Origin of the sequence: Victivallis vadensis, from assembly GCF_003096415.1 — a bacterium.
Classification (GTDB): Bacteria; Verrucomicrobiota; Lentisphaeria; order Victivallales; family Victivallaceae; genus Victivallis; species Victivallis vadensis.
On sequence record NZ_QEKH01000026.1, the window covers coordinates 63,287 to 83,866 of the forward strand.

At 61.9% G+C, this 20,580-nt stretch carries 16 protein-coding genes; 5 read left to right on the forward strand and 11 right to left on the reverse strand.

The genetic code is table 11. The annotated features are described in order from the left end of the window. Positions 1-21: 21 nt before the first annotated feature. Positions 22-909 carry an AmmeMemoRadiSam system protein B gene (gene amrB / locus C8D82_RS14905; protein ID WP_116885076.1) on the reverse strand — a complete coding sequence of 296 codons (888 nt, stop codon included), beginning with the start codon at positions 907-909 and terminating at the stop codon, positions 22-24. A gap of 425 nt (positions 910-1,334) precedes the next feature. Further along, complete coding sequence (gene pheA, locus C8D82_RS14910) at positions 1,335-2,399, reverse strand: prephenate dehydratase (RefSeq protein ID WP_116885077.1); 1,065 nt, start codon at positions 2,397-2,399, stop codon at positions 1,335-1,337. Between the two features lie 146 nt (positions 2,400-2,545). Here pheA and C8D82_RS14915 point away from each other — a divergent pair, with 146 nt between their 5' ends. From C8D82_RS14915 to C8D82_RS14930, 4 genes are all read left to right on the forward strand, one after another. Continuing rightward, on the forward strand, positions 2,546-3,616 hold the full coding sequence (locus tag C8D82_RS14915) for a hypothetical protein (RefSeq protein WP_116885078.1): 1,071 nt from the start codon (positions 2,546-2,548) through the stop codon (positions 3,614-3,616). A 3-nt stretch (positions 3,617-3,619) separates the two neighbouring features. Then, positions 3,620-4,066 (forward strand): transcriptional regulator NrdR, encoded by a 447-nt coding sequence (nrdR, locus tag C8D82_RS14920; protein ID WP_116885079.1) that lies wholly within the window; start codon positions 3,620-3,622, stop codon positions 4,064-4,066. Positions 4,067-4,095: 29 nt separating this feature from the next. Continuing rightward, positions 4,096-5,295 carry a class I SAM-dependent rRNA methyltransferase gene (locus C8D82_RS14925; RefSeq protein WP_207776145.1) on the forward strand — a complete coding sequence of 400 codons (1,200 nt, stop codon included), beginning with the start codon at positions 4,096-4,098 and terminating at the stop codon, positions 5,293-5,295. Between the two features lie 90 nt (positions 5,296-5,385). Further along, positions 5,386-7,080: a glycoside hydrolase family 2 protein gene (locus tag C8D82_RS14930; protein WP_116885080.1), complete on the forward strand. Its 1,695-nt coding sequence runs from the start codon at positions 5,386-5,388 to the stop codon at positions 7,078-7,080. Positions 7,081-7,318: 238 nt separating this feature from the next. On the opposite strand, the gene C8D82_RS14935 is transcribed toward C8D82_RS14930, so the two are convergent. Beyond that, entirely contained in the window at positions 7,319-8,584 is a 1,266-nt protein-coding gene (locus tag C8D82_RS14935) for a DUF445 domain-containing protein (protein WP_116885081.1), read from the reverse strand. A 111-nt stretch (positions 8,585-8,695) separates the two neighbouring features. Here C8D82_RS14935 and C8D82_RS14940 point away from each other — a divergent pair, with 111 nt between their 5' ends. After that, entirely contained in the window at positions 8,696-9,526 is an 831-nt protein-coding gene (locus C8D82_RS14940) for a hypothetical protein (protein WP_116885082.1), read from the forward strand. A 54-nt stretch (positions 9,527-9,580) separates the two neighbouring features. On the opposite strand, the gene C8D82_RS14945 is transcribed toward C8D82_RS14940, so the two are convergent. The 8 genes from C8D82_RS14945 to C8D82_RS21645 form a co-directional block, all read right to left on the reverse strand. Then, on the reverse strand, positions 9,581-10,840 hold the full coding sequence (locus C8D82_RS14945; RefSeq protein ID WP_165833106.1) for a tetratricopeptide repeat protein: 1,260 nt from the start codon (positions 10,838-10,840) through the stop codon (positions 9,581-9,583). 435 nt (positions 10,841-11,275) lie between these two features. Beyond that, positions 11,276-12,328, reverse strand: coding sequence for a UDP-3-O-(3-hydroxymyristoyl)glucosamine N-acyltransferase (gene lpxD, locus C8D82_RS14950; protein ID WP_116885084.1), 1,053 nt, complete (start codon positions 12,326-12,328; stop codon positions 11,276-11,278). 31 nt (positions 12,329-12,359) lie between these two features. Beyond that, the gene (gene lepB / locus C8D82_RS14955) at positions 12,360-13,562 is read right to left on the reverse strand and encodes a signal peptidase I (RefSeq protein ID WP_116885085.1); all 1,203 of its coding nucleotides are present in this window, start codon (positions 13,560-13,562) and stop codon (positions 12,360-12,362) included. 23 nt (positions 13,563-13,585) lie between these two features. Then, the gene (gene lepA / locus C8D82_RS14960; RefSeq protein WP_116885086.1) at positions 13,586-15,394 is read right to left on the reverse strand and encodes a translation elongation factor 4; all 1,809 of its coding nucleotides are present in this window, start codon (positions 15,392-15,394) and stop codon (positions 13,586-13,588) included. Between the two features lie 91 nt (positions 15,395-15,485). Then, positions 15,486-17,690: an SF1B family DNA helicase RecD2 gene (recD2, locus tag C8D82_RS14965; protein WP_116885087.1), complete on the reverse strand. Its 2,205-nt coding sequence runs from the start codon at positions 17,688-17,690 to the stop codon at positions 15,486-15,488. Next, positions 17,683-19,692 carry a glycosyltransferase 87 family protein gene (locus C8D82_RS14970; RefSeq protein WP_116885088.1) on the reverse strand — a complete coding sequence of 670 codons (2,010 nt, stop codon included), beginning with the start codon at positions 19,690-19,692 and terminating at the stop codon, positions 17,683-17,685. The genes recD2 and C8D82_RS14970 overlap by 8 nt, the downstream gene beginning before the upstream one ends. A gap of 185 nt (positions 19,693-19,877) precedes the next feature. Then, positions 19,878-20,072 carry an AAC(3) family N-acetyltransferase gene (locus C8D82_RS22350; protein WP_206212516.1) on the reverse strand — a complete coding sequence of 65 codons (195 nt, stop codon included), beginning with the start codon at positions 20,070-20,072 and terminating at the stop codon, positions 19,878-19,880. Positions 20,073-20,295: 223 nt separating this feature from the next. Continuing rightward, positions 20,296-20,580, reverse strand: a 285-nt coding sequence (locus C8D82_RS21645; protein WP_207776146.1) for a hypothetical protein, incomplete at its 5' end; no start/stop codon positions are given.

Here is a 20,580-nt window from a genome sequence, read left to right on the forward strand (position 1 = left end):
GAAATTGTAACAAAGGAATTGTCACGCCTTTTCAAACACAATTCCCGCATAGTCGACCACCGTGCGGTAGTCGCCGCTGACCGCGCCCGAATCGGCCATCGCCGCCACGCGTCCCCGGACCGTCCTCTCCGGATCAAGCCGGTCCAGCATCGCCAGATAGATCGCGATCGGGTGCGCGCCGCAGATCGTCGCACCGGTACGCCCCAGAAACTTCACGAATCCCGTCAGGTCCCGCGCCGCGATCAGCTCCGCCGCCTCGCGGTCCAGCCGGTTCAGTTCCGCCGGATCAGCACTCTCACCGAACGGCGTATAACGGAATTTCCTGCCGTAATGGGTAAAGTCCGAACTGATCAGCCACAGCACATCGGGCGCATCCAGCTTCGCCAGCGCCGCTCCGAGGCTCTGCGCATCCTCCGCCGAAATCCCGCCCACCACCAGCGGCAGCACCACCGGCGCATCGAAAAAATATTGAATCAGCGGAAACTGCACTTCCAGCGAATGTTCGTTGATGTGGGCGTCATCGTTCACCATCACCAGCGGATTGCGTTCCGCCTCCAGCACATCGAGCAGATCCGTTGCGGTGGACAGGTCGCCGAACGGCGTCCGCCAGCTCGTGAAAGTGGCAGCAGCGATACCGCGAAAGCCGACGTAATGCGACGGCCCGAGCAGCACCACCTTCGAACAGCCGCAATGCCGCGCCGCCCGCAGCGTCTCCATCGCCACTCCCAGTGAAAACATGTAACCCGCATGCGGCAGCACACAACCGCGCACCGTCTTCCCGGCCGGGACTTCCGGCGGCAATCCCGCCTCCGTCTCCGCCATGCGGCGGCGCAGGCTCAACGCGTCTCCTTCATAGAAACGCCCGGCCGCCGCCGCGCGCCTCACCTTCTGCTGATCCCGAATCGGCATCTCCCGCTCCTCCTGCTTTGCACAATTTGCTTCCGGCGGCCGGGGCGTTGCCCCGGACCCCACCGGGGGCGCTCCGCCCCCCGGCCCCCCGACCGGCAAGGTGCCGGCGCCGGGTACGGTTTTGAATTTTTACTGCGTAAAAATTCAAAACCGGGGTTACTTTATAATGGTTTGAGTTTACTCTATGGGCGGTACTTGCCACCGGGTGCCCCCCGGTCGGGTTGCAAGGGCGAAGCGCCTTGCCCGCCGGAGACAGTCACGGCAGCGGTACCTCACCGCCGCGAAGCGCCCAGCTACCGGAGCCTGATTGGAAATCAGGCTGCGTAGCGCACAAGGTCGGCAAACCGCAGGCTTCCCCGCCTCCCGCGCCTCAAAACCACTCCGCCGTCCAAACAGCTCCACTCAAAAGACTCCACGCCGCCAGCTCAGTTCTGAATGCGCGGATAGCTGCCGAACACCTTGAAGAACGAGCAATCCGACTTGAGTTCGGCGCACGCCGCCGCGACTTCAGGATCGCTGATGTGGCCGCGGATATCGACGAAAAAGTTGTACTCCCAGTGGCCGCTCTTCAACGGGCGGCTCTCGATCATGGTCATCGAAATGTTATGGTTGCGGAACGGACGCAACGCATCGTACAGCGCCCCCGCCCGGTCGTGGAACGCAAAACACATGCTGGTCTTGTCATCCCCGGTCGGTTTGTTTTCCTGCTTGCCGATCACCAGGAACCGGGTGATATTGCGCAGATTGTCCTCGATGTTTTCCGCGACGACCGGCAGGTCGGTGTTGTCCCCGGCGAGTTTGCCGGAGATTGCGGCGGCATCGCGCTCCCGCTCGGCGAGCTCGACGGCGCGGGTGGTGCTGGTCACTTCGATCAGGGTCGCGTTGGGCAAATTGGCCCGGAGATATTCACGGCACTGGCCGAGCGGCTGCTGATGGCTGTACACGCAGCGGATTTCCGACAACGGACTGGCGCTGTAGAGCAAGAGATGGACCGGCAGGTTGAACTCAGCCACGATTCTGACGTTCGCCTCCGTCAGGGAGTCGAGGGTCGGGTTGACCACACCCTCGGTGGTATTTTCTACCGGCACCATGCCGTAGTCGGCGCGCCCGGCTTCGACGGCGCTGAACACGTCGGCGATGGTCGGAACCGGCTGGCAGGTCACGCCGCGGCCGAATTTTTCCAGCACCGCCTGATGCGAAAAAGTACCCTCCGGCCCCAGAAATGCGATATTCATCGGCTGTTCAAGTTTGATTGCGGCGGACATGATTTCGCGGTAGATCGCGATCAGGGAGTCCCGGTCGAGGGGGCCGGGGTTGTGATCGGCCAGGCGGTCCAGCAGTTGCTGTTCGCGTTCCGGCACGTAGATCGGCAGGTTGTTTTCATGCTTCCAGGCTCCGATCTGCCGGGCCAGTTCACAGCGCCGGTTCAGCAGACGGATGATCTCGGAGTCGATTTCATCGATTCCGGTCCGCAGGTTTTCAATGCTCATATTTCACAGTCTCACGCTAAATGGTTGCCGTTCGCCCCTGTTCACCCGGCAGAATTCGCGATTTTTGGACACGCGCCGGAAATCGGGGGTTGAATTAATAAACTTTGTAATGTACTTTATTTCAATACATAATATGGAGAAATCTGATGTTTTTTTTGAAAAATTTGATTCCGGCTGTGTTGACGACGCTGTTCGGCCTGTTGCTGCTGGCCGGCTGCGCTTCACGCGAAATCAAAACCCGCTACTTCGACTCCAGCCGGAAAGCCGATTCCGAAACCATGCGGAAACGGGCGGAGGAGTTCAGGACCGCCACCGTTTCGCTTGCCTTGTCCGGCGTGGCGCTCCATCCGGAGCTGATGACCGTCGACGATGACGCCGACCCGGATGCGCTGGTCGCCCGGCTGCGCGGTTTCGGTTTCAACCACGTCTATTACCACATCCCGCTCAAGTCCGATCTGGACGGCCGGCTGGAGAATTTCCTCGCCGCGGCCGGACGCGCCCGGCTGCCGGTCGACCTGGTGATCCGGCAGGACGCTTATTTCCGCGTCTTTCGCGGCGGTTCGCTGGTGCGCCCCCTGATCCCGGAAAAGACCACCCTGCCGGAGATGGCGGAGAAAATCGTCGATTTCAACAACGGTCTCCCAGAAACCGACCGGATCGCGGGCCTTACCGTCGTCGTCGCCCCGCATGAATTCACCACCGCCAACGTCAACCGGCCCAAACACCTGATGTACGCCTGGAGCCCGAAAACCTTCGGTCCGGGGCTGGACAACGACATGCTGATGAAATACACTTTCAACCAGCTCCGGGAGATCGCCGTCCTGCTCGGAGACCTGCCGCTGACCGTCGGCGTGCCCGACTTCTACCACCAACTGGCCGCCGAAGGAAAGATTTCCGTCGGCAAGGTCGGCGACTTCCTCGCGATCGCGCCGGGACGCACCCGGGTGTTGCTCCAGAACAGCGGCAACAAGGCGAGCGAAGCGGTTCAGGCGGTCAACCTCGAACTGCAGGAGACCCGGCAGAAAGAGAGTGTGATTGTGCAGCTCAGCCTGGCCAACCATACTTCGGTGACCGCCGGCGCTCTCCGCCGCCGGGACTGGACCGATTTCACCCGGAATGTGCAATACCTCGCCGGTCAGTGGGAGAAGGCTCCCGCTTTCGCCGGCATGGTGATCGACCCGTTCGCGTTCCTTGAACTGATTCATCAGGAGGAGTGATCCATGCGTTGTCCGAAATGTGCTTGCCTGGATGACAAGGTCGTCGATTCCCGGGCGGTCAAAGAGGGCGCGGGCGTCCGCCGCCGCCGCGAATGCCTCTCCTGCGGTTACCGTTACACCACCATCGAGGGAATCATCCCCGAAGAGTTGAAGGTGGTCAAGCGGACCGGCGACCGGGAGGAATTCGACCGCGACAAGCTGCGCCGCGGCATCGCGAACGCCTGCTACAAGCGCCCGGTCACTCCGGACGATGTCGACAAGGCCGTCGAGGAGGTCGCCACCTCGCTGCTGCGGGATTTCGACAAAGAGGTCGCCAGCAGCGAAATCGGCCGCCGGGTCATGGAGCGGCTCCGCGGCACCGATCAGGTCGCCTACGTTCGCTTCGCATCGGTCTACCGCAAATTCCAGGACGTCGACGAATTCATCGAAGAGATCCGGCAGCTGAAATAACCATATTCATTACATACTGAGGCAATCCATTGGAAAACAAATTCCTGAAACTCAATCCCGGCCGTGAAAAATCCCTGTTGCGCCGCCACGTCTGGATCTTCTCCGGCGCGGTCGCCGACTACCCCGGCGAAGCGGCTCCGGGCGAAACCGTTGAAGTTTTCGACGCCAAAAACAACTTTCTGGCCCGTGCCGCCTATTCCCCCGATTCCCAGCTGATCGCCCGGGTCTGGACCTTCGACCGCGACGAACAGATCGACGAGGCGTTTTTCGCCCGCCGGATCAAGGCCGCCGTGGAATACCGCCACTTCCTGAAGCTCGACGATCCGAAAGGGGGCTGCCGGCTGATCAACTCCGAAGCCGACGGACTGCCGGGACTGGTCGTAGACCGCTACGCCGGAGTGCTGGTGATCCAGATCACCTCCGCCGGTATCGAATTCCACCGCGACACCATCGTGAAACTGCTGGCCGAAATCACCGGCGCGGCTTCCATCTATGAGCGTTCCGACGTCAGCGTCCGCGCCAAGGAGGGGCTTGCCGAACGCAGCGGCCTGCTGTACGGCGCCCAGCCGCCGAATCCGGTCATCATCGAGGAGAACGGCGCCCGGTTCGCGGTCGACGTCCGCCACGGGCAGAAGAGCGGTTTCTATTTCGACCAGCGGTGCGCCCGCGCCGTGGTGGCCGCTTATGCGGACGGCCGCACCGTATTGAACGCTTTCAGCTACACCGGCGCTTTCGCGGTTTCCGCGCTGCTGGCGGGAGCCGAACATGTGATCAACATCGACTCCTCCGCCCCCGCGCTGAAGCAGGCCGCCCACAACCTCGAAATGAACAGGATCAAGCCGGAACGCTATGAAAACCGCACCGCCGACGTGTTCACCGAGCTGCGCAGGCTCGTCGAGGAGGGCCGCAAATTCGACTTGGTGATTCTCGACCCGCCGAAATTCATCGAATCGCAGAAGGCGCTGGTGCGCGGCTGCCGCGCCTATCAGGACATTGCACGGCTCGGCTACCGGCTGCTGAATCCGGGCGGGCTGCTCTTCAACTTCTCCTGTTCCGGGCTGATGACGCCGGAGTTGTTCCAGAAGATCACCGCCGATGCGGCGCTCGACGCCGGCGTCCGCGCCCGGCTGGTCCGCCATCTCGAACAGGCCCCCGACCATCCGGTCTCGCTCGCCGTTCCCGAAGGCTTCTACCTGAAGGGACTCGTGACCCGCATTGACGCGGAGTAAACAAAATAAGCCCCGCTTCACCGGCGGGGCCAGTTTTATGCCGATTCGCTTATTCGTATAAACAACCAATTATGATAAGGAGCTGCCATCATGTCAACCACCGCTTATCCTCATTATCCTGCCCGGACGCTGCTGAATCTCGATGGAATTCATGAGTTCGCGTTCCTCGGCGACGGGGTGCCGTCGCTGGAGAAGATCGATGCCGCCGCAATCCGGTACGACGACCTGATGCCGGTGCCGGGCTGTTTCGACGCCTCCCCGCGTTACGCGGGCAAACGGGGCGTCGCCGCCTACCGGATCACCGTCGAACTTGCCGACGAATCTCTGCTGCTGCTGCGCCTCGGCGCGCTCGGCCTGCGCGGCCGCATCCTGTGGGACAATACTGAAATCGGCATCGACGAGCTTCCTTATTCCCAGGTGGAATACAAATTTGAATCCGGTCCGGCCGGTACGCACCGGCTGGTCCTGCTGATCGACAACCGGCTGAATTTTCAGGATTCGCCGCTTTTCTCGGTCTTCTACGACTTCTACGGGTACGGCGGCATTTACCGTTCGCTGGAACTCTTCACGTTGCCGCAGGGCTCCCGGTTCGATCGGGTTCGGGTCACCACCGTCGATCCGGCGGCGCGCCGGGTACGTCTCGAAGGGCGTATGGCCGGCGGTTCCACACCGCTGCGGCTCGGCTTCGACGGCGCGGAACCGCAACCGGTGGAACCGGTCTGGCACGGCGACCGCTTCGAACTGGAACTGGCCGTTCCGGGAGGGCAGCTCTGGACTCCGGCAGCTCCGCAGCTGCACACGGTCCGGCTGGAATCCTCCTCCGACGCGATCGTCGAACGCTTCGGCATCCGCACCGTCACCGCCGCCAGAGGGCAGATCCTGCTGAACGGCGAGCCGCTCCGCCTCTACGGCTACAACCGCCACGACGCCCATCCCCAGTTCGGCCCGGCCATGCCGCCCGAACTGCAGATCGCCGACCTGCAGTTGATGCGCGACCTCGGCTGCAACTTCGTGCGCGGCTGCCACTATCCGCAGAGCCAGCGGTTCCTCGACCTGTGCGACCAGCTCGGGATGCTGGTCTGGGAGGAATCCCTCGGCTGGGGCGACCGGCTCGAAGTCCAGCAGGACCCGAAATTCCGCGAACTCCAGAAAATCCAGACCCGCCGGATGGTCTGCAACAGCTGTAACCACCCGTCGGTGATCCTGTGGGGCTTCATGAACGAAGGCGGCGACAACCACGAAACCGGCGAATCTCTGATGCGCGAACTCGCCGCCGTGATCCGTGAGGAAGACCGCAGCCGCCCGCTGACCATGGCCACCATGCACATCAAGGAGAGCCGCTGCCTCGACGCCTACGACGTGATCAGCTTCAACACCTATCCCGGCTGGTACGACGATCCCGACGGCGCGCCGCGTCCGCTCAGCCGCATCGCCGAAGAACTGGACCTGATCCTCTCGAAGCTCGCCACGCCCGACCGCATCGACAAGCCGGTGATCCTCAGCGAAATCGGCGCGGGAGCCATCTACGGCTGGCGCGATCCCCTGAACTCCTTCTGGTCGGAGGGCTATCAGGCCGACTACCTCGACGAGGTCTGCCGTTACTTCGCATCGCATCCGCGCCTGAACGGTCTCGCACTGTGGCAGTTCTGCGACGGCCGCACCTATGCGGCGCCGCGCGCGCTCGGCCGTCCCCGCGCCTTCAACAACAAGGGAACCTTCGACGAATACCGCCGCGCCAAACCCGCCGCGGAAGTCGTCAAACGCCACTTCACCTCCTGGAACTGACCGGGAGATGCCTCCGGCGGCCGGGGGCGCTTCGCCTCCCGGTTATCATCTATCAGTTTATCAGGTCTGGCGGCGGTATATGCCACCGGGTGCTACCCGGTCGGGTTGCAAGGGCGAAGCGCCTTGCCCGCCGGAGGCAACTTGTGCGCTATGCGCACAAGGTCTGGAGGCCGCAAGGCCGTAAGACCCGCCTGCCTTCAAAACGGCAGGCTTCCCCCCCGGCGAATCGTCACAACATTCAACGGAAGCCCGCGACGACCTGAAAGAGGCCGATCACGAAGCCGAGCACGTAACCGAGCACCTGAATCGCGCCGAGATGTTCGGCGGCGACGGCGTTGATCATCGCGTGAAATTCGCGGACATCCTGTTCGCGGATCGAATTTTCGATCCGCCTGGAGAGATCGAGCTTTTCGATCACCAGCCGCTTGCCGTTGTTCCGGAGCCAGTAGTTGAGATGCTGCTGAACCTGCGGCAGGAGTTCATTCTTCACCCAGTCCCACAGCGCTTCGGAGTTCAGAATCTGGTCGGCGGTCGCCGGAATGACGCGCTGCAGGTAGTCGCGCAGGAAATGTTCCAGCTTCACCCGGGTGCCGTTCAGGAAGCCTTCGATCTGCGGTTCGGATTCGGGCGAGGCGATCCATGCCCGGAAACGTTCCGACTGATGCGCCAGCTCGGAGCCGATCAACTCCTGCAGCGAGGGGTCCTCCAGTTTGCGTTCGACCTGCCGCCGGATGTCGTCCCAGTCCAGATAGGCGACGAACCCGGCGGCGAATTCGCCGGAACGCGGCAGGAACGGCAGCCGCGTATTCACATAGTCGCGCACGCCGTCGTGCATCGTCCGGCGCAGCAGTTCGCAAAGCTCCGGCGATTTGGCTTTGAGCCCGGAGACGATTCCGGCGGAAAGCAGCTGGCGGTTCTCGGGACGGTCCAGCCAACGCGCCAGCACCCGGTCCCAGAAAAGCTGGAGATTGGCGGCGGTGAAGTTTTCCCGGAGCGCCTCTTTCAGCGAGCTTTGGATCTGCGGAACCAGAAAGGCGGCGATCCGCTCCTTATGGTGGTTCAGCAGAACCTGCACCGATTTCCGGATCCGTTCGATGAAAGCGGGGTTGGAGGTGAAGTCGGCGGCGGTTTCGCAAAGCTCGGCTGAAATCGCCTCCGGGTTCAGCAGCCGCTGCGGGATCTCCTCACCCAGCACCCGGCCGATCTTATCCTTGTTGGCCGGCACCATCCCCTGCCGCCACAGCCCGAAAGTCGCCAGCCGGATCCAGTGGAACTCCCGGCGCTCATAGGGCTTGAACAGCATTTCGATCGCGATGTAGTTGGTCAGGTAGCCGACCGCGGCGGAGAGCAGCACCGGAAAGAGATAGAGCCGGAACCACTCCGGCCCCGCGATTCCGGTCGTCACCTGGAGCAGCAGCAGCACAACCGTTGCAAGGCTGACGATCGACAACACCTTCTGCAGCCGCCGCAGAAACAGCTCTTTGATGGATTCCGTGTCCGCCATGATTTCACCTCGCTATTCAATGTAATGGCTTTCCATTGAAAATGCAAACTTGAAAAAAACGGTTCCGGGGATAATGTACATTCAGAACATCAATCTTGAGGAGAATCGACGATGCTGAAAAAAAGTATGATCCTGATCGCCGCGCTGGCCGGGCTGGCGCTGGCGGCGGCCCCCCGGGAGCCGGAAACGACAGTGACAGAGGCCCCCGCCCCCTCGGAAACCGCGGAACAAACGCCGGAAACGAAAAACGATGAGACCATCATCTGCCTGCCCCCCGCGACCGGAATTTTCTTCCCGGTCATCATAAACGGGCAAAACGGCGACGCCGGACTGATCCTCTCCGGCCGGCCGGCGGAAAGCGAACCGTCCTTCCGGGGCGGCCTGATCTTCAGCCTGCTCGGCGAGGAGTACGAACATTGCGACATCTACGGAATCCATATCGGCTGGTTCGGCAATACGCGCAACCAGACCGGCCTGCAGATTGCGATGGTGAATCAGGCCCCAGAGGGAACAGCCACCGGACAGATCGGCATATTGGCGAGCGGATCGCTGGCCACGCGCGGCCTCCAGACCGGCGGACTGGTGGCAGCCTGTACCGATATGGCGGGAATTCAGGTTGCCGGGATGGGAGCGATGACCCGGCAGCTTCGCGGCGTTCAGGTTTCCGGACTGGCCGCACTGACCGCGGAAGGCAGCGGGCTCCAGATCGCCCCTTTCAACGTATCCGGCATGGTCCTGAAAGAGAGTGAACTCAAAGAAGCCGAAATTTCTCCGGAAACGGACGGTGTGCTGACGCAGATCGGCCTCGAAAACCTCGCCGGGAAAGAGTGCGCCTTCCAGATCGGCCTGATCAACCAGAAAGCCGGAAAGGGCTTCCAGATCGGCTTGCTGAACTATTCGCAGAACAGCCCGATCCCCTATTTGCCGCTGATCAACTGGTAAAATTACAACCTGCTATTCTCCAAATTCTTATAAAAATGACGGACAAGTGACGGATTATTGACGGCTCAGCAGCTCGCGGGCCTCGGCGTCCCCCGCCGCCGCAGCGGCCTGAAGCAGCCGGGCGCCTTCAGGGCGGTTAACTTTCACGCCGCGACCGGTCAAGAGGCAGAGTCCGAGTTCACGCATCGCATCCAGATTGCCGCGCCCCACCGCGTTCCTGAACCAGAACACCGCCCCGGCCGGATCGGCGGCGACGCCGGTTCCGTCGAGATAACAGCGCCCGAAACGGTACTGTGCCGCCGCATCGCCCGCGCGGGCCGCCTTGCCGTACTCCTCAAACGCCCGTTCCAGGTCTTTTTCCACACCGATCCCCTCGGAATAGGCGTTGCCCAATTTCAGGAAGGCCGGAGGATACCCCTGCTCCGCCGCCTTGCGGAAGCACTCCACCGCCGCGACCGGATCATGGGTGATGAACTCTCCCTGCAAATAGTAATCGCCGAGCCGCAGTTGGCCGCGCGGCGAACCCGCCTCCGCCGCCTGTTTCGACAGCTCGAACGCCCGTTGCCGGTCGATCGGACGCCCCAGTCCGTAATCAAGCAGCTCCGCATACCGGGCCATCCCCTCCGGGCTGCCCTGACCGACCGCCCGCTCCAGGCAGTCGGCGGAGCATTTCAAATCGATCAGGCCGCCGATGCCGTCCCGGTAGCAGTCGGAAAGCAGCAGCAGCGCCGCCGGGTCCGCCTCGGCCGGTTCACAGGCTTTTTCCAGCAGTTCCCGGATCTCATTCGCATGTTCCCGCCGCAGCCCCGCCTCTGAAAAGAACAGGTTCGCCAGCTCAAACCGGGCCGGAGCGACCCCCTCCCGGATCAGTTCGCGCAGCAGCTCCGCCGCCTTTACGGGAGAGGCGGTGACTCCCGGCAACTCCCCCGAATCGGTCTTTTCCGGCGCAACTCCGCGAAACAGCAGGATCGCCCGGCGCATCCTCGCCGCAGGCAGACCGGCCTGCGCCGCCTTTTCAAATGAAAGATAAGCCGAAGCCCGGCTGCGGCCGATTCCCCATCCCTGTTCCTGACAGACGCCGAGGTTGTACAGCCCCGCCGCGCTTCCCTGCTCCGCGGCCTGCCGGAACCAGTAGGCCGCCACCGTCGGATTGCGCGGCCGGTTCCGGCCGAAGAAAAATTCGTCGCCCAGTTTCAACTGCGCTTCCACATCCCCCTGCTGCGCCTTTTCCCGCAACGGGTCGGCTTTTTCCTCGGCGGCGTATGCGCCGAGGAAAAACAGGAGGAATAAAGTTGTAAGGCAGAATCGTTTCATTTTCCAGCAGTACTCCATCACACCGGCCACGTTGAAGTGCGGAACTTCAGTTCCGCTTTTCAGTCCGGCATGATGCCGTCGATCGAAAAATATCAGCTCGCAGATCGTTTTCGGACCAGCGACAATACGAAATATCCATCCCGGTAAAGACCGAAATGCGATTGAAAAGCGGAACTGAAGTTCCGCACTCCAAAGTCATCATTCTGCCTTCAAAGACGAGGCGCAGGAGAAAAATTTGCCGTTTAAAAAACAGGCGCATGACGGCAGCAAGATACCGCCGCCGTCACTCCGACAAGGCAATTCAACCCATTATAAACCTCGTTTTTGAGATTTTTGCGTAGCAAAAAACTCGAAACCGTATCCGGCACCGGCACCTTGCCGGTCGGGGGTCCCGGGGGCGAAGCGCCCCGGACCGCCGGAGGCACTCCCCCTCTGTTACTTCTTGAGCGCAGCTTTGAGCTCTTCGACCTCTCTGGTCAGTTCCTTGAACTTCGTATTCAGCTTCTCGAAGCGGCTCGGCAGCGTGAAGCGGGCCATGAATTCGCGCTGGGATTCCGCCGGGGTTCCGAGCGCAATCGCACCGGCGGGAAGGCTCTTGACCACGCCGCTGGTCCCAGCGACCTGCACACCGTCGCCGAGGGTGATATGGCCGTTCACGCCCGCCTTCGCGGCGAGGACCACGCCGCGGCCGATTTCGGCGCTGCCGGCGATGCCGCACTGGGCGACGAGAATCGAGCTTTCGCCGATCACCACGTTGTGCGCGATCATCACCTGATTGTCGATTTTCACATTGCTTTTGATCCAGGTCTTGCCGAACCGGGCGCGGTCGACGGTGGTGTTCGCACCGATTTCGACATCGTCGTCGATCTGCACGATGCCCGTCTGCGGCACCTTGACCAATCCCTGCTTGCCCGGAATAAAGCCGAAACCGTCGCCGCCGATCACCACGCCGGGGTGCAGGATGCACTTGCGGCCGATGGTGCAGCGGTACATCACGGTCACATTCGGATAAAGCATGGTGCCGTCGCCGATTTTGACCTGATGGCCGATGTAGCAGCCCGCGCCGATCCGCACGCCGTTGCCGATTTCAGCCCCGGCTTCGATCACGGCGTTCGCGCCGACAGAGACGCCCTCGCCGAACTTCACGTCCGCGGCGACCACGGCGGAGGGGTGGACGCCGGCTTCCCACGCCGGCGGTTCCTCGGCGAACATGCCGACCACCGTCGCAAAGGCGTGGTCGACGTTTTCACAGACGATCAGCGAACGGTTTTCAGTGGATTCCCCGGCCAGATCGGCGCAGACCAGTACGACGCCGGCCTCCGTGCTTTCGAGCTGATGCTGGTATTTCTTGTTGCCGACGAAAGAGAGCTGGTCGGCTTTGGCATCCTTGATGCCCGAAACGCTGGTGATGACCCGGTCGGCAGCTCCCTTGAGGGTGCCTTTGACCATTTCGGCGATCTGTCCGGCGGTAAGTGAAAGATGTTTCATGGTTCCCTGTCCTCTTTATTGTATTGTAAGGTTATTGACGGTACATCACTTTGAAGGTGCCGCGCTCCGGTTCGCCGGTCGGCGCATCGATCGGCCCCTGCCGGTCGACCCAGCCCCAGCGACGGGTAAAGGGCCAGAAAACGATCCACGCCTTGCCGACCAGATTCTCGCGCGGAACCGCGCCGAAAAAGCGGCTGTCGAGGCTGAAGCTGGAATTGTCCCCCATCATGAAATACCGGTCCGGCCCGAGCTTGAACTCCTCGCCGGGCGTCGCCAGATATCTGCCCATGTGGTTCAGGTGGCCCTGATAGCCCCCCTTGCCGGAGTAGATTTTTTCAAACGCGGGCGCGATCTCCTGAATCTTTTTGAACACCTTCGCTCCCTGCGGCTTCACATAGAGCTGGTTGCCGACGATTTTCAACGTGTCGCCGGGCAGGCCGACCAGCCGTTTGATGTAGTAGAAGCCGCTCGCATCGGCGAGCCGGCGGCCGTCCACGGTCAGCCCGTCCGTGTTGAACACGATCACGTCGCCCCGTTTCAGCGGGGCCAGGTAGATGCTGAACCGTTCGACGAACAGATGATCCCCCAGCGACAGGAAACCGTCGCAGAGCAGGTCGCCCTTCGCGTAGCTTTTCCCGGCTTCGAGGTTGCTGTACTCCTCGACCTTGCGGATGTCGCCGGGCAGCGAATACCGGGTGCCGCCGATCCGGAAACCGGTGGAATCGGAGAGAAAATTGCCCTGACTGGTCAGCGAATTCAGGTCAAGCTCGCCGGGCGACTGAATCTCCAGCTTCGCCGGACGGGCGGAAAAGAGCAGCCAGTTGAGCGGATTCGGCAACTTGCCCAGCACCGGGTTGGATGCGTTCTCCCGGTCCAGAAAGTGGATGCCGTACAGCGTCGGCTGCATACTGCTGGTCGGAATCCGGAACGGCTGGAAAAACAGCCCCCGGATGCCGAACGCCACCGCCCCGACCACCAGCAGCAGATCCAGAAACGCCCGGATCTGGAAGTGGCGGTACAGCGGGGCGATCCGGTGGTATTTCGGCACCGCCGTCTCCAGAAACGCCGCCGCGTCCGCCGGCCGGACCTGCGCCGTTTCGGCGATCAATGCGTCGAGTCCGGCGCGCTGCTCCGCCGAAAGCAGGTCGTCGTCGGCATGGCGGCGCACTCTCACTTCGGTCAGGAACTTCGCGAGTTTTTTCGCTTCTCTGCGCTTTTTCAGGAACCCGAACATGATCGCAATCGCTCCCGGTTAAATCAGTTGACGTCGGAATTCTTCAGCACCGCGACAAAGGCCTCCTGCGGGATGTTGACCTGGCCGATCAGCTTCATCCGCTTCTTGCCCTCCTTCTGCTTTTCCAGCAGCTTGCGCTTGCGGCTGATATCGCCGCCGTAGCACTTGGCCAGCACGTTCTTGCGCAGCTGCTTAATACTCTCGCGGGCGATCACCTTGCCGCCGACCGCGGCCTGAATCGCAATCGTGAACATCTGCGGCGGGATTACGTCGCGCAACCGCTCCGCAAGCTGCCGTCCCCGGCTGTACGCCATATCCACGTGGACGATCGAACTGAATGCGTCCACCGGTTCACCGTTGACCAGAATATCCATTTTGACCAGTTTTCCGGCCTGATATCCCGCCGGTTCGTAATCCATGCTGCCGTAACCGCGCGTGATCGACTTGAGCTTGTCGTGGAAGTCGATCAGGATTTCGTGCATCGGAAGCCGCGCCGTGATGATCACGTGGTTCGCGTCGATCGAATTGGTATTCGTGCAGATGCCGCGCTTGCTCATCACCAGATTCATCACGTCGCCGATATATTCGGTCGGAATCATGATGTGGCAGTCGATGATCGGCTCCTCGATCCGCTCGATGCCGGAGGGATCTGGCATGAAAACCGGGTTGTCCACCTGAATCATCTCGCCGGACTTCATATAGACGTGGTAGATCACCGACGGATAGGTCGCGATGATGTCCATGTTGTATTCGCGCCGCAGCCGCTCCTGGATGATCTCCATGTGCAGCAGCCCGAGGAAGCCGCAGCGGAAGCCGAAGCCCAGCGCCGCCGAAGTTTCGGCCTGATACATGAACGCCGCGTCGTTGAGCTGCAGCTTCGCCATGCTCGCCTTGAGCTGCTCGTAGTCGGCGGTGTCAATCGGGTAAATGCCCGAAAACACCATCGGCCGCACCTCCTTGAATCCGGGCAGCGGCTTGTCGCACGGATCCTTGATGTCGGTGATGGTGTCGCCCATTTTGGTGTCGGCGGGGCTTTTCAGGTTCGGGATCAGGTAGCCCACCGAACCGGCAGCCAGCTCCTCATCCGCCCGCATCTCCGGGCCGAAAAATCCGACCTCCTTGACTTCACTCTCGATCCCGTTGTTGAACAGGCGGATCTTCGTGCCGCGCTTGAAACTGCCGTTCTTGACCCGCACGTAGTTCACCACGCCGCGGTAGGCGTCGTAGTTGGAGTCGAAGATCAGCGCGGAAGCACCGCGTTCATCCAGCAGCACAGGATGAGGAATCCGTTCGATCACCGCCCTCAGCAGCTCCGGTACGCCCTCGCCGGTCTTGCCGGAAACCGAAAGCGCCTCCTCGCGCGGCAGCGCCAGAATCTCCTCCATCTGCTCGTAGCAGAGCGGCAGGTTCGACGCGGGCAGGTCGATCTTGTTGATCACGGGGATGATCTTCAGATTCTGACGGATCGCCAGATTCACGTTCGCGACGGTCTGGGCCTGCACGCCCTGCGTCGCGTCGATCAGCAGGATCGCCCCTTCGCACGCGCCGAGAGAGCGCGACACTTCATACGCGAAATCGACATGTCCGGGCGTGTCGATCAGATTCAATTCGTAGGTGTTGCCGTCTTCATGCTTGTAATGCATCCGGACCGGATGGGACTTGATGGTGATGCCCCGCTCGCGCTCCAGATCCATCCCGTCCAGCAGCTGCTCCTGAAGATCGCGCGCGGCAACGGTCCCGGTCAACTCCAGCAGCCGGTCGGCCAGCGTGGATTTGCCGTGGTCGATATGCGCGATGATGCAGAAGTTGCGGATCAGTTCGAGTTTTGCCATGGCTTTCTTCCAAAAGTGTTGTAAATCACGTTCATCCCGGTAATATAGCACTTTCCGGGAAGTAACTCAAACCGCCTTTGCAAAAAATCCGTCAGGAGGCCCCGTCCACCTGTCCCGGGAACACCTCGCGCAGTTTCCGCCGCAGCGCCGCGAGCCGTTGCGTCAGCAGCGAAAAACGCGGCTCCAGCCGGGCGTTGTCCACCGCCATCTGCACCGCCCGGCGGCTGCCGACCAGAATCAGCAGCTTGCGCGCCCGGGTCATCGCGGTGTAGAGCAGATTGCGCTGCAGCATCATATAGTGCTGGCTCAGGAACGGCAGGATCACCACCGGAAACTCGCTGCCCTGCGACTTATGCACGGTGATCGCATAGGCGCGGGTGAGCTGGTCGGCCTCGTCGAAATTGTACTCCACCAGCCGGGAGCCTTCGAAGATCACCGTGAAGGTCTTGTCCTTCAAGCTGATGCGTCCGAGCCGGCCGAGGTCGCCGTTGAACACGTTCTTTTCATAGTTGTTGGCGGTCTGCATCAGCTTGTCGCCGGCGCGGTAGACCCGGTCCCCGAACCGGAACTCCGGCTTGTCGCCGGGATTCAGCAGCGCCTGAAGCCGCTCATTGATCGCGACGGTGCCGCAGCTGCCGCGGTTCATCGGGGTCAGGATCTGCACGTCGTCCACCGGATCGAAGTGGAACCGCGCCGGAATCCGTTCGGCCACCATCTTCTCGATCACCGCCAGCGCCTTGTCGGGATCGTCCTGCTCGATCCAGTAGAAATCGGAGAGCGCCTGACTGCCGGGCTGCGGCTTTTCCGGCAGCAGTCCCCGGTTCACCCGGTGGGCGTTGGTGATGATGTGGCTGTTCTCGGCCTGCCGGAAAATCTGCACCAGCCGGGTCACCTGAAACCACTCCGACTCCAGAAAGCCGGCCAGCACCGTCCCCGGCCCGACCGACGGCAACTGGTCGGCGTCGCCGACCAGCACCACGCTCGTCCCCGGCCTGACCGCCCGGAACAGCGCCAGCGCCAGCAGGATATCCAGCATCGAAACCTCGTCGACGATCAGCAGATCCACCTCCAGCGGGGAGGAAGAATCCATCTGGAACCGGTTGCTGTTGGGGTCGAACTGCAGCAGCCGGTGCAGCGTTTTGGCCGTCAGCCCGGTCGAATCCGAAAGCCGCTTGGCGGCCCGTCCGGTCGGGGCTGCCAGCCCGATGCGCAGTCCGGCGGCCTCCGCCCGGCGGACGATTTCGCCGACCACAGTGGTTTTGCCGACGCCGGGACCGCCGGTGATGATCGACAGCGGCACAAGGGAGACCTCGTCGACCGCCCGCTGCTGCTCTTGGTTCAGCACGATCCCGTTGTCCCCGGGAACGGGGTGCATCCGCTGCCCGGCGAACTTTTTGACCAGCGCCAGCGAAGCGACCAGCTCCGGCAGTTCGGTTTCGGCCCGGGCCAGCTGCGGGGTGTAGATCATATCGTCCAGCTTCCGCAGCAGCCGCCGTTCGATGGCCGCTTCGATGCCCGCTTCGGCCTGCGCGGGCGGTTGTTTGGCCAGTTCGGAGGTCTGGCGGACCAGCTCGGCCAGCGGCAGGCAGACATGGCCGTTTCCGACCAGCGTATTCACGCTGAACACCGCCGCCGCCGCCAGCCGGTCGATCGAATCGGGAGCGATGCCGAGGTTCCGGGCGATCTCGTCGGCCTTTAAGAAACCGATGCCGTCCACCTCCTCGGCCAGCCGGTAGGGATTCTTGCGCACGACCTGCGGAGCCGCGTCGCCGTACCGCTTGAACAGCCGGGCGCAATAGGCGGGGGTGATCCCGAGTCCCTGCAGGAAAATGAAACTTTCGCGGCGGCCGGCGGATTCGCGCCACCCTTTGACCACCGCCGCGGCCTTCTTTTTGCCGATGCCGGGGACCTCCTCCAGCCGCTTGGCGAAATTGTCCAGCACCACGAGCGTCTGGTCGCCGAAATAGTCGACGATCAGGCTCGCGGTCTTTTTGCCGATCCCCGGAATCGCGCCGCCGCTCAGGAACCGTTTGATGCCGTCGGCGGTGTTGGGCAGCCGGATCTGGTAGGATTCGGCCCGGAACTGGCGGCCGAACTCGGGATGGCGCTCCCAGTAGCCCTCCATTTCAAGGTACTGCCCGGCGGCCAGCCCGGCCATCGGGCCGGTCGCGGCGTGTTCCAGCCCGGAGTCGTCCACCACTTTCAGCACCGCGAACTGAGTGTCCTCGTTTTCAAAGACCACCCGCCGGATTTCGCCGCGCAGCCGGGCGAGCGTCAACCCCTGAACGTCATTCATGGTCAGCCTCCGTCTTCAGCTCGAAACAGTAAAAGCCGTTCCGGTAAATCACCGGCGTAAACCACTCGGGGTGACTGCGCGCCCACTCCGCCTCCTGCTCCGCGCCGGGTGCCGGCGGAAGCCGGAGGTCACAGATCACAAAGCGGACGCCCTCCCGGCGCAGCCGCGCCAGCCATGCTTCAAAACTGCCCGGCGTGCGCATCTCTTCAAAGGTCCGGTAATCGCTGAGCAGTTCCCTGCCCGACTCCGAAACCGGAACCGCGATGACCCGGTTTTCAAACTCATCCCCGGAGAAAAGATAGTAGTTCACTCCGATATAGGCGATCACGCAGGGTTCGCCGCCGGTCCGCCGCCGGATCTCCAGCCGGGCGGTTTCATCCTCGGGCGACAGCAGCGCAATCCGCAGCTGCGACGCGACGGCATCGGAGCGCACCAGCCGCAGACCGGCATCCGGCACCAACACCACGGCGAACAGAACAGCGGCTCCCCACAGATACTTCGGTTTCGCAATCCGCGCCGGCACCCCGAAAATCACGAAACAAACCGCGATGTGAACCAGCAGCTCAACGCCTTTGCTTCCATACGCATACTGGCGGAAGCTCTCCGCGCCCGCCAACACCAATGCGGCGACGGCCACAATCCACGCACGCCCCCGCGCCGCCCGGAACAGAACCGCCGCCGGAAACATCGCCAGCATCACCAGCGGCACGATCTGGCGCGGCTGGGTCATCGTCGGATAAATCGCCAGTTGAAGCAACAGCAGCAAAACGAAACCGGCGGCGACCGCTCCCGCCGCCGTCCGCCGGAAACACCGGCGGAGGCAACCGGCAGCAATTCCCCCGGCGGCCACGGCGGAAACCACCAGCAAAGCGGTGCCGAAGGAAACGTTGTTCTCCTGTTCATTCACAAAGAACCCCCAGGCCGCCCACCGCCAGCCGATCGCCGGAGCCTGAACCGTCATGAAATGCTCAAACAGATTCCAGCTTCCGATGCCGATTCGCGCCGGAAACACCGGATTGCCGTAGGTGATCCAGTTTACGATAAAGCAGGGGCTTCCGGCCACGGCCGCAGCCGCGAAAGCGCTCCACAGATTCCGGCGGCACTGCGGCCTCCCGAACCAGATCACCAGCGCCCCCAGCAGAAAAGCGGGCGGGGCGAGCATCAATCCCAGATACTTCATACCGGCGGCAATTCCGAACGAGAGCCCGGCCAGCAAAAAAGCGCCGCAACTGTTCCGGCGGGCGGCGATTACGAACCACATCACGCCGCCGAGCAGCATGGCTCCGGTCATCAGGTCCGTGTTCGATACCGAGGCGTTGCGGAACACCACTCCGGCGAACACCAGCAGCAATCCGGCCGCCAGCGCCTCGATCCTGCGGAAGCCCGCCGCCAGCGCCCCTGCGGCCAGCGTGATCCACGCCAGCCCCAGAAAATAAAACTGGAAGCTGCGGGCGAAAAAGTCATGGAGCAGAGGGGCCATCTGCCACGCGTAAATCAACTCTCCGTAAAACGGATAAGTTGCGGTCATCATCCCATGCTGAGTCATCCGTTCGATGCTTCCGGTCCGCAACCACGTTGCCGGATAAAAAATATGATAGAGTTGCGAATCCGTCCCCACCGTCGGCACCAGGCTGAACGCCCGCCACTGGCAGACCAGAAATCCCCACGCCACCGCCGTCAGCAGCAGTTCCGCCGGAGTGAAAGGCTGAAACGGCAGCCCGGCGGCAGGACGCTTCGGCTTCGCGAGAAAGGCCGCCGCCCCGAATCCCCATGAGGCGAACATGACGCCGGACGGAGTCAGCAGGCCGGCCATTCCGAGCACTCCGGGAATCGCGATCATCACCGCCGTGAACAGCAGCCCGGCGGCGGCGAGGTATTCAAACCGGTTCCGGCACCGGAAATACCGCGCCAGCAGCAGCGCCCCCGCAATCGCGGGAAGCTGGCACAGCAGATAGATCAGCACGGAAATACTGCCGGCGCCTGCGATTGTGATCTCTTCCACCTGATAGTCCTCTGTTTTCCGGTAATATATCAGAGTGGAGCGGAAATTTCAAAACAAATCCGGTTTTCTTCCGCCGTTTTCCCCAAATGCCCGGACCGCGCGGCGCTCCGCCGGCCCTTTCCGGCCATCGCGGCCGTACCCATGCAGTTTACATTCAAAATGCGGATCGGTTCTCAGCCCGCCCGCTACCGCTCTGTCGCTCCCGGTCCGACAGCCGCCACCGAATAGAACGGATGCAGCAAGCGGTGCACTCCGGGTGTTTTCAGGAACACATTCGGCAAGGTCCCGACGCAGGCCGGAGTGGAAGCAACGTGGAAACAGCGCGGCGTCTCCGGGGGCAGGCCGCGCGCCAGACAGAAACAGGCAGGACTCCGGCACACCCGAGTATGAGCGCTACCTCCCTTTACGTTCCGCCGCGATTCCGGAAAAGAAACCGCAGCGTACTCCCGGAGCGTCTGTCCGCCGGACCATTTCCCAGCGGACAGACTGTAATCAACTTTATCTCTGGGAAAATATTTGCGATTTATTCATAATTATCCTTTTTGAACAGCCTTACTCTTTTGAAATTCGATATAACAGGACCAATTTACTTCTATTTTCCCACTATAGGTCATATTCAAAGCTGGTGAATTGTTCAAATGAGTCTCCAAGTTGGCTCAAATAACCATTCCGATTATATATCGCCGTAGCACTAGTTTGACCATTAGTTATATTAGTCGGCTGATTATACGTGTTATAACGGATACGAGTCTCGATTTGCCGTTTGCCAGTTTGGGTCAACAGGCATGCGCTTATCGGGTTGCGCTTCGCATCGTAGCGGAACGCCGCCACCGGTTCGCGCTTGAGCTGGTTCGCCGCGCGGCGCTCCACCAGCTCCACCTCGCCCAA

Coding starts and splice junctions, on each gene's coding strand:
- amrB (WP_116885076.1), bottom strand. CDS start 909: ATGCCGATTCGGGATCAGCAGAAGGTGAGGCGCGCGGCGGCGGCCGGG.
- pheA (WP_116885077.1), bottom strand. CDS start 2,399: ATGAGCATTGAAAACCTGCGGACCGGAATCGATGAAATCGACTCCGAG.
- C8D82_RS14915 (WP_116885078.1), top strand. CDS start 2,546: ATGTTTTTTTTGAAAAATTTGATTCCGGCTGTGTTGACGACGCTGTTC.
- nrdR (WP_116885079.1), top strand. CDS start 3,620: ATGCGTTGTCCGAAATGTGCTTGCCTGGATGACAAGGTCGTCGATTCC.
- C8D82_RS14930 (WP_116885080.1), top strand. CDS start 5,386: ATGTCAACCACCGCTTATCCTCATTATCCTGCCCGGACGCTGCTGAAT.
- C8D82_RS14935 (WP_116885081.1), bottom strand. CDS start 8,584: ATGGCGGACACGGAATCCATCAAAGAGCTGTTTCTGCGGCGGCTGCAG.
- C8D82_RS14940 (WP_116885082.1), top strand. CDS start 8,696: ATGCTGAAAAAAAGTATGATCCTGATCGCCGCGCTGGCCGGGCTGGCG.
- C8D82_RS14945 (WP_165833106.1), bottom strand. CDS start 10,840: ATGAAACGATTCTGCCTTACAACTTTATTCCTCCTGTTTTTCCTCGGC.
- lpxD (WP_116885084.1), bottom strand. CDS start 12,328: ATGAAACATCTTTCACTTACCGCCGGACAGATCGCCGAAATGGTCAAA.
- lepB (WP_116885085.1), bottom strand. CDS start 13,562: ATGTTCGGGTTCCTGAAAAAGCGCAGAGAAGCGAAAAAACTCGCGAAG.
- lepA (WP_116885086.1), bottom strand. CDS start 15,394: ATGGCAAAACTCGAACTGATCCGCAACTTCTGCATCATCGCGCATATC.
- recD2 (WP_116885087.1), bottom strand. CDS start 17,690: ATGAATGACGTTCAGGGGTTGACGCTCGCCCGGCTGCGCGGCGAAATC.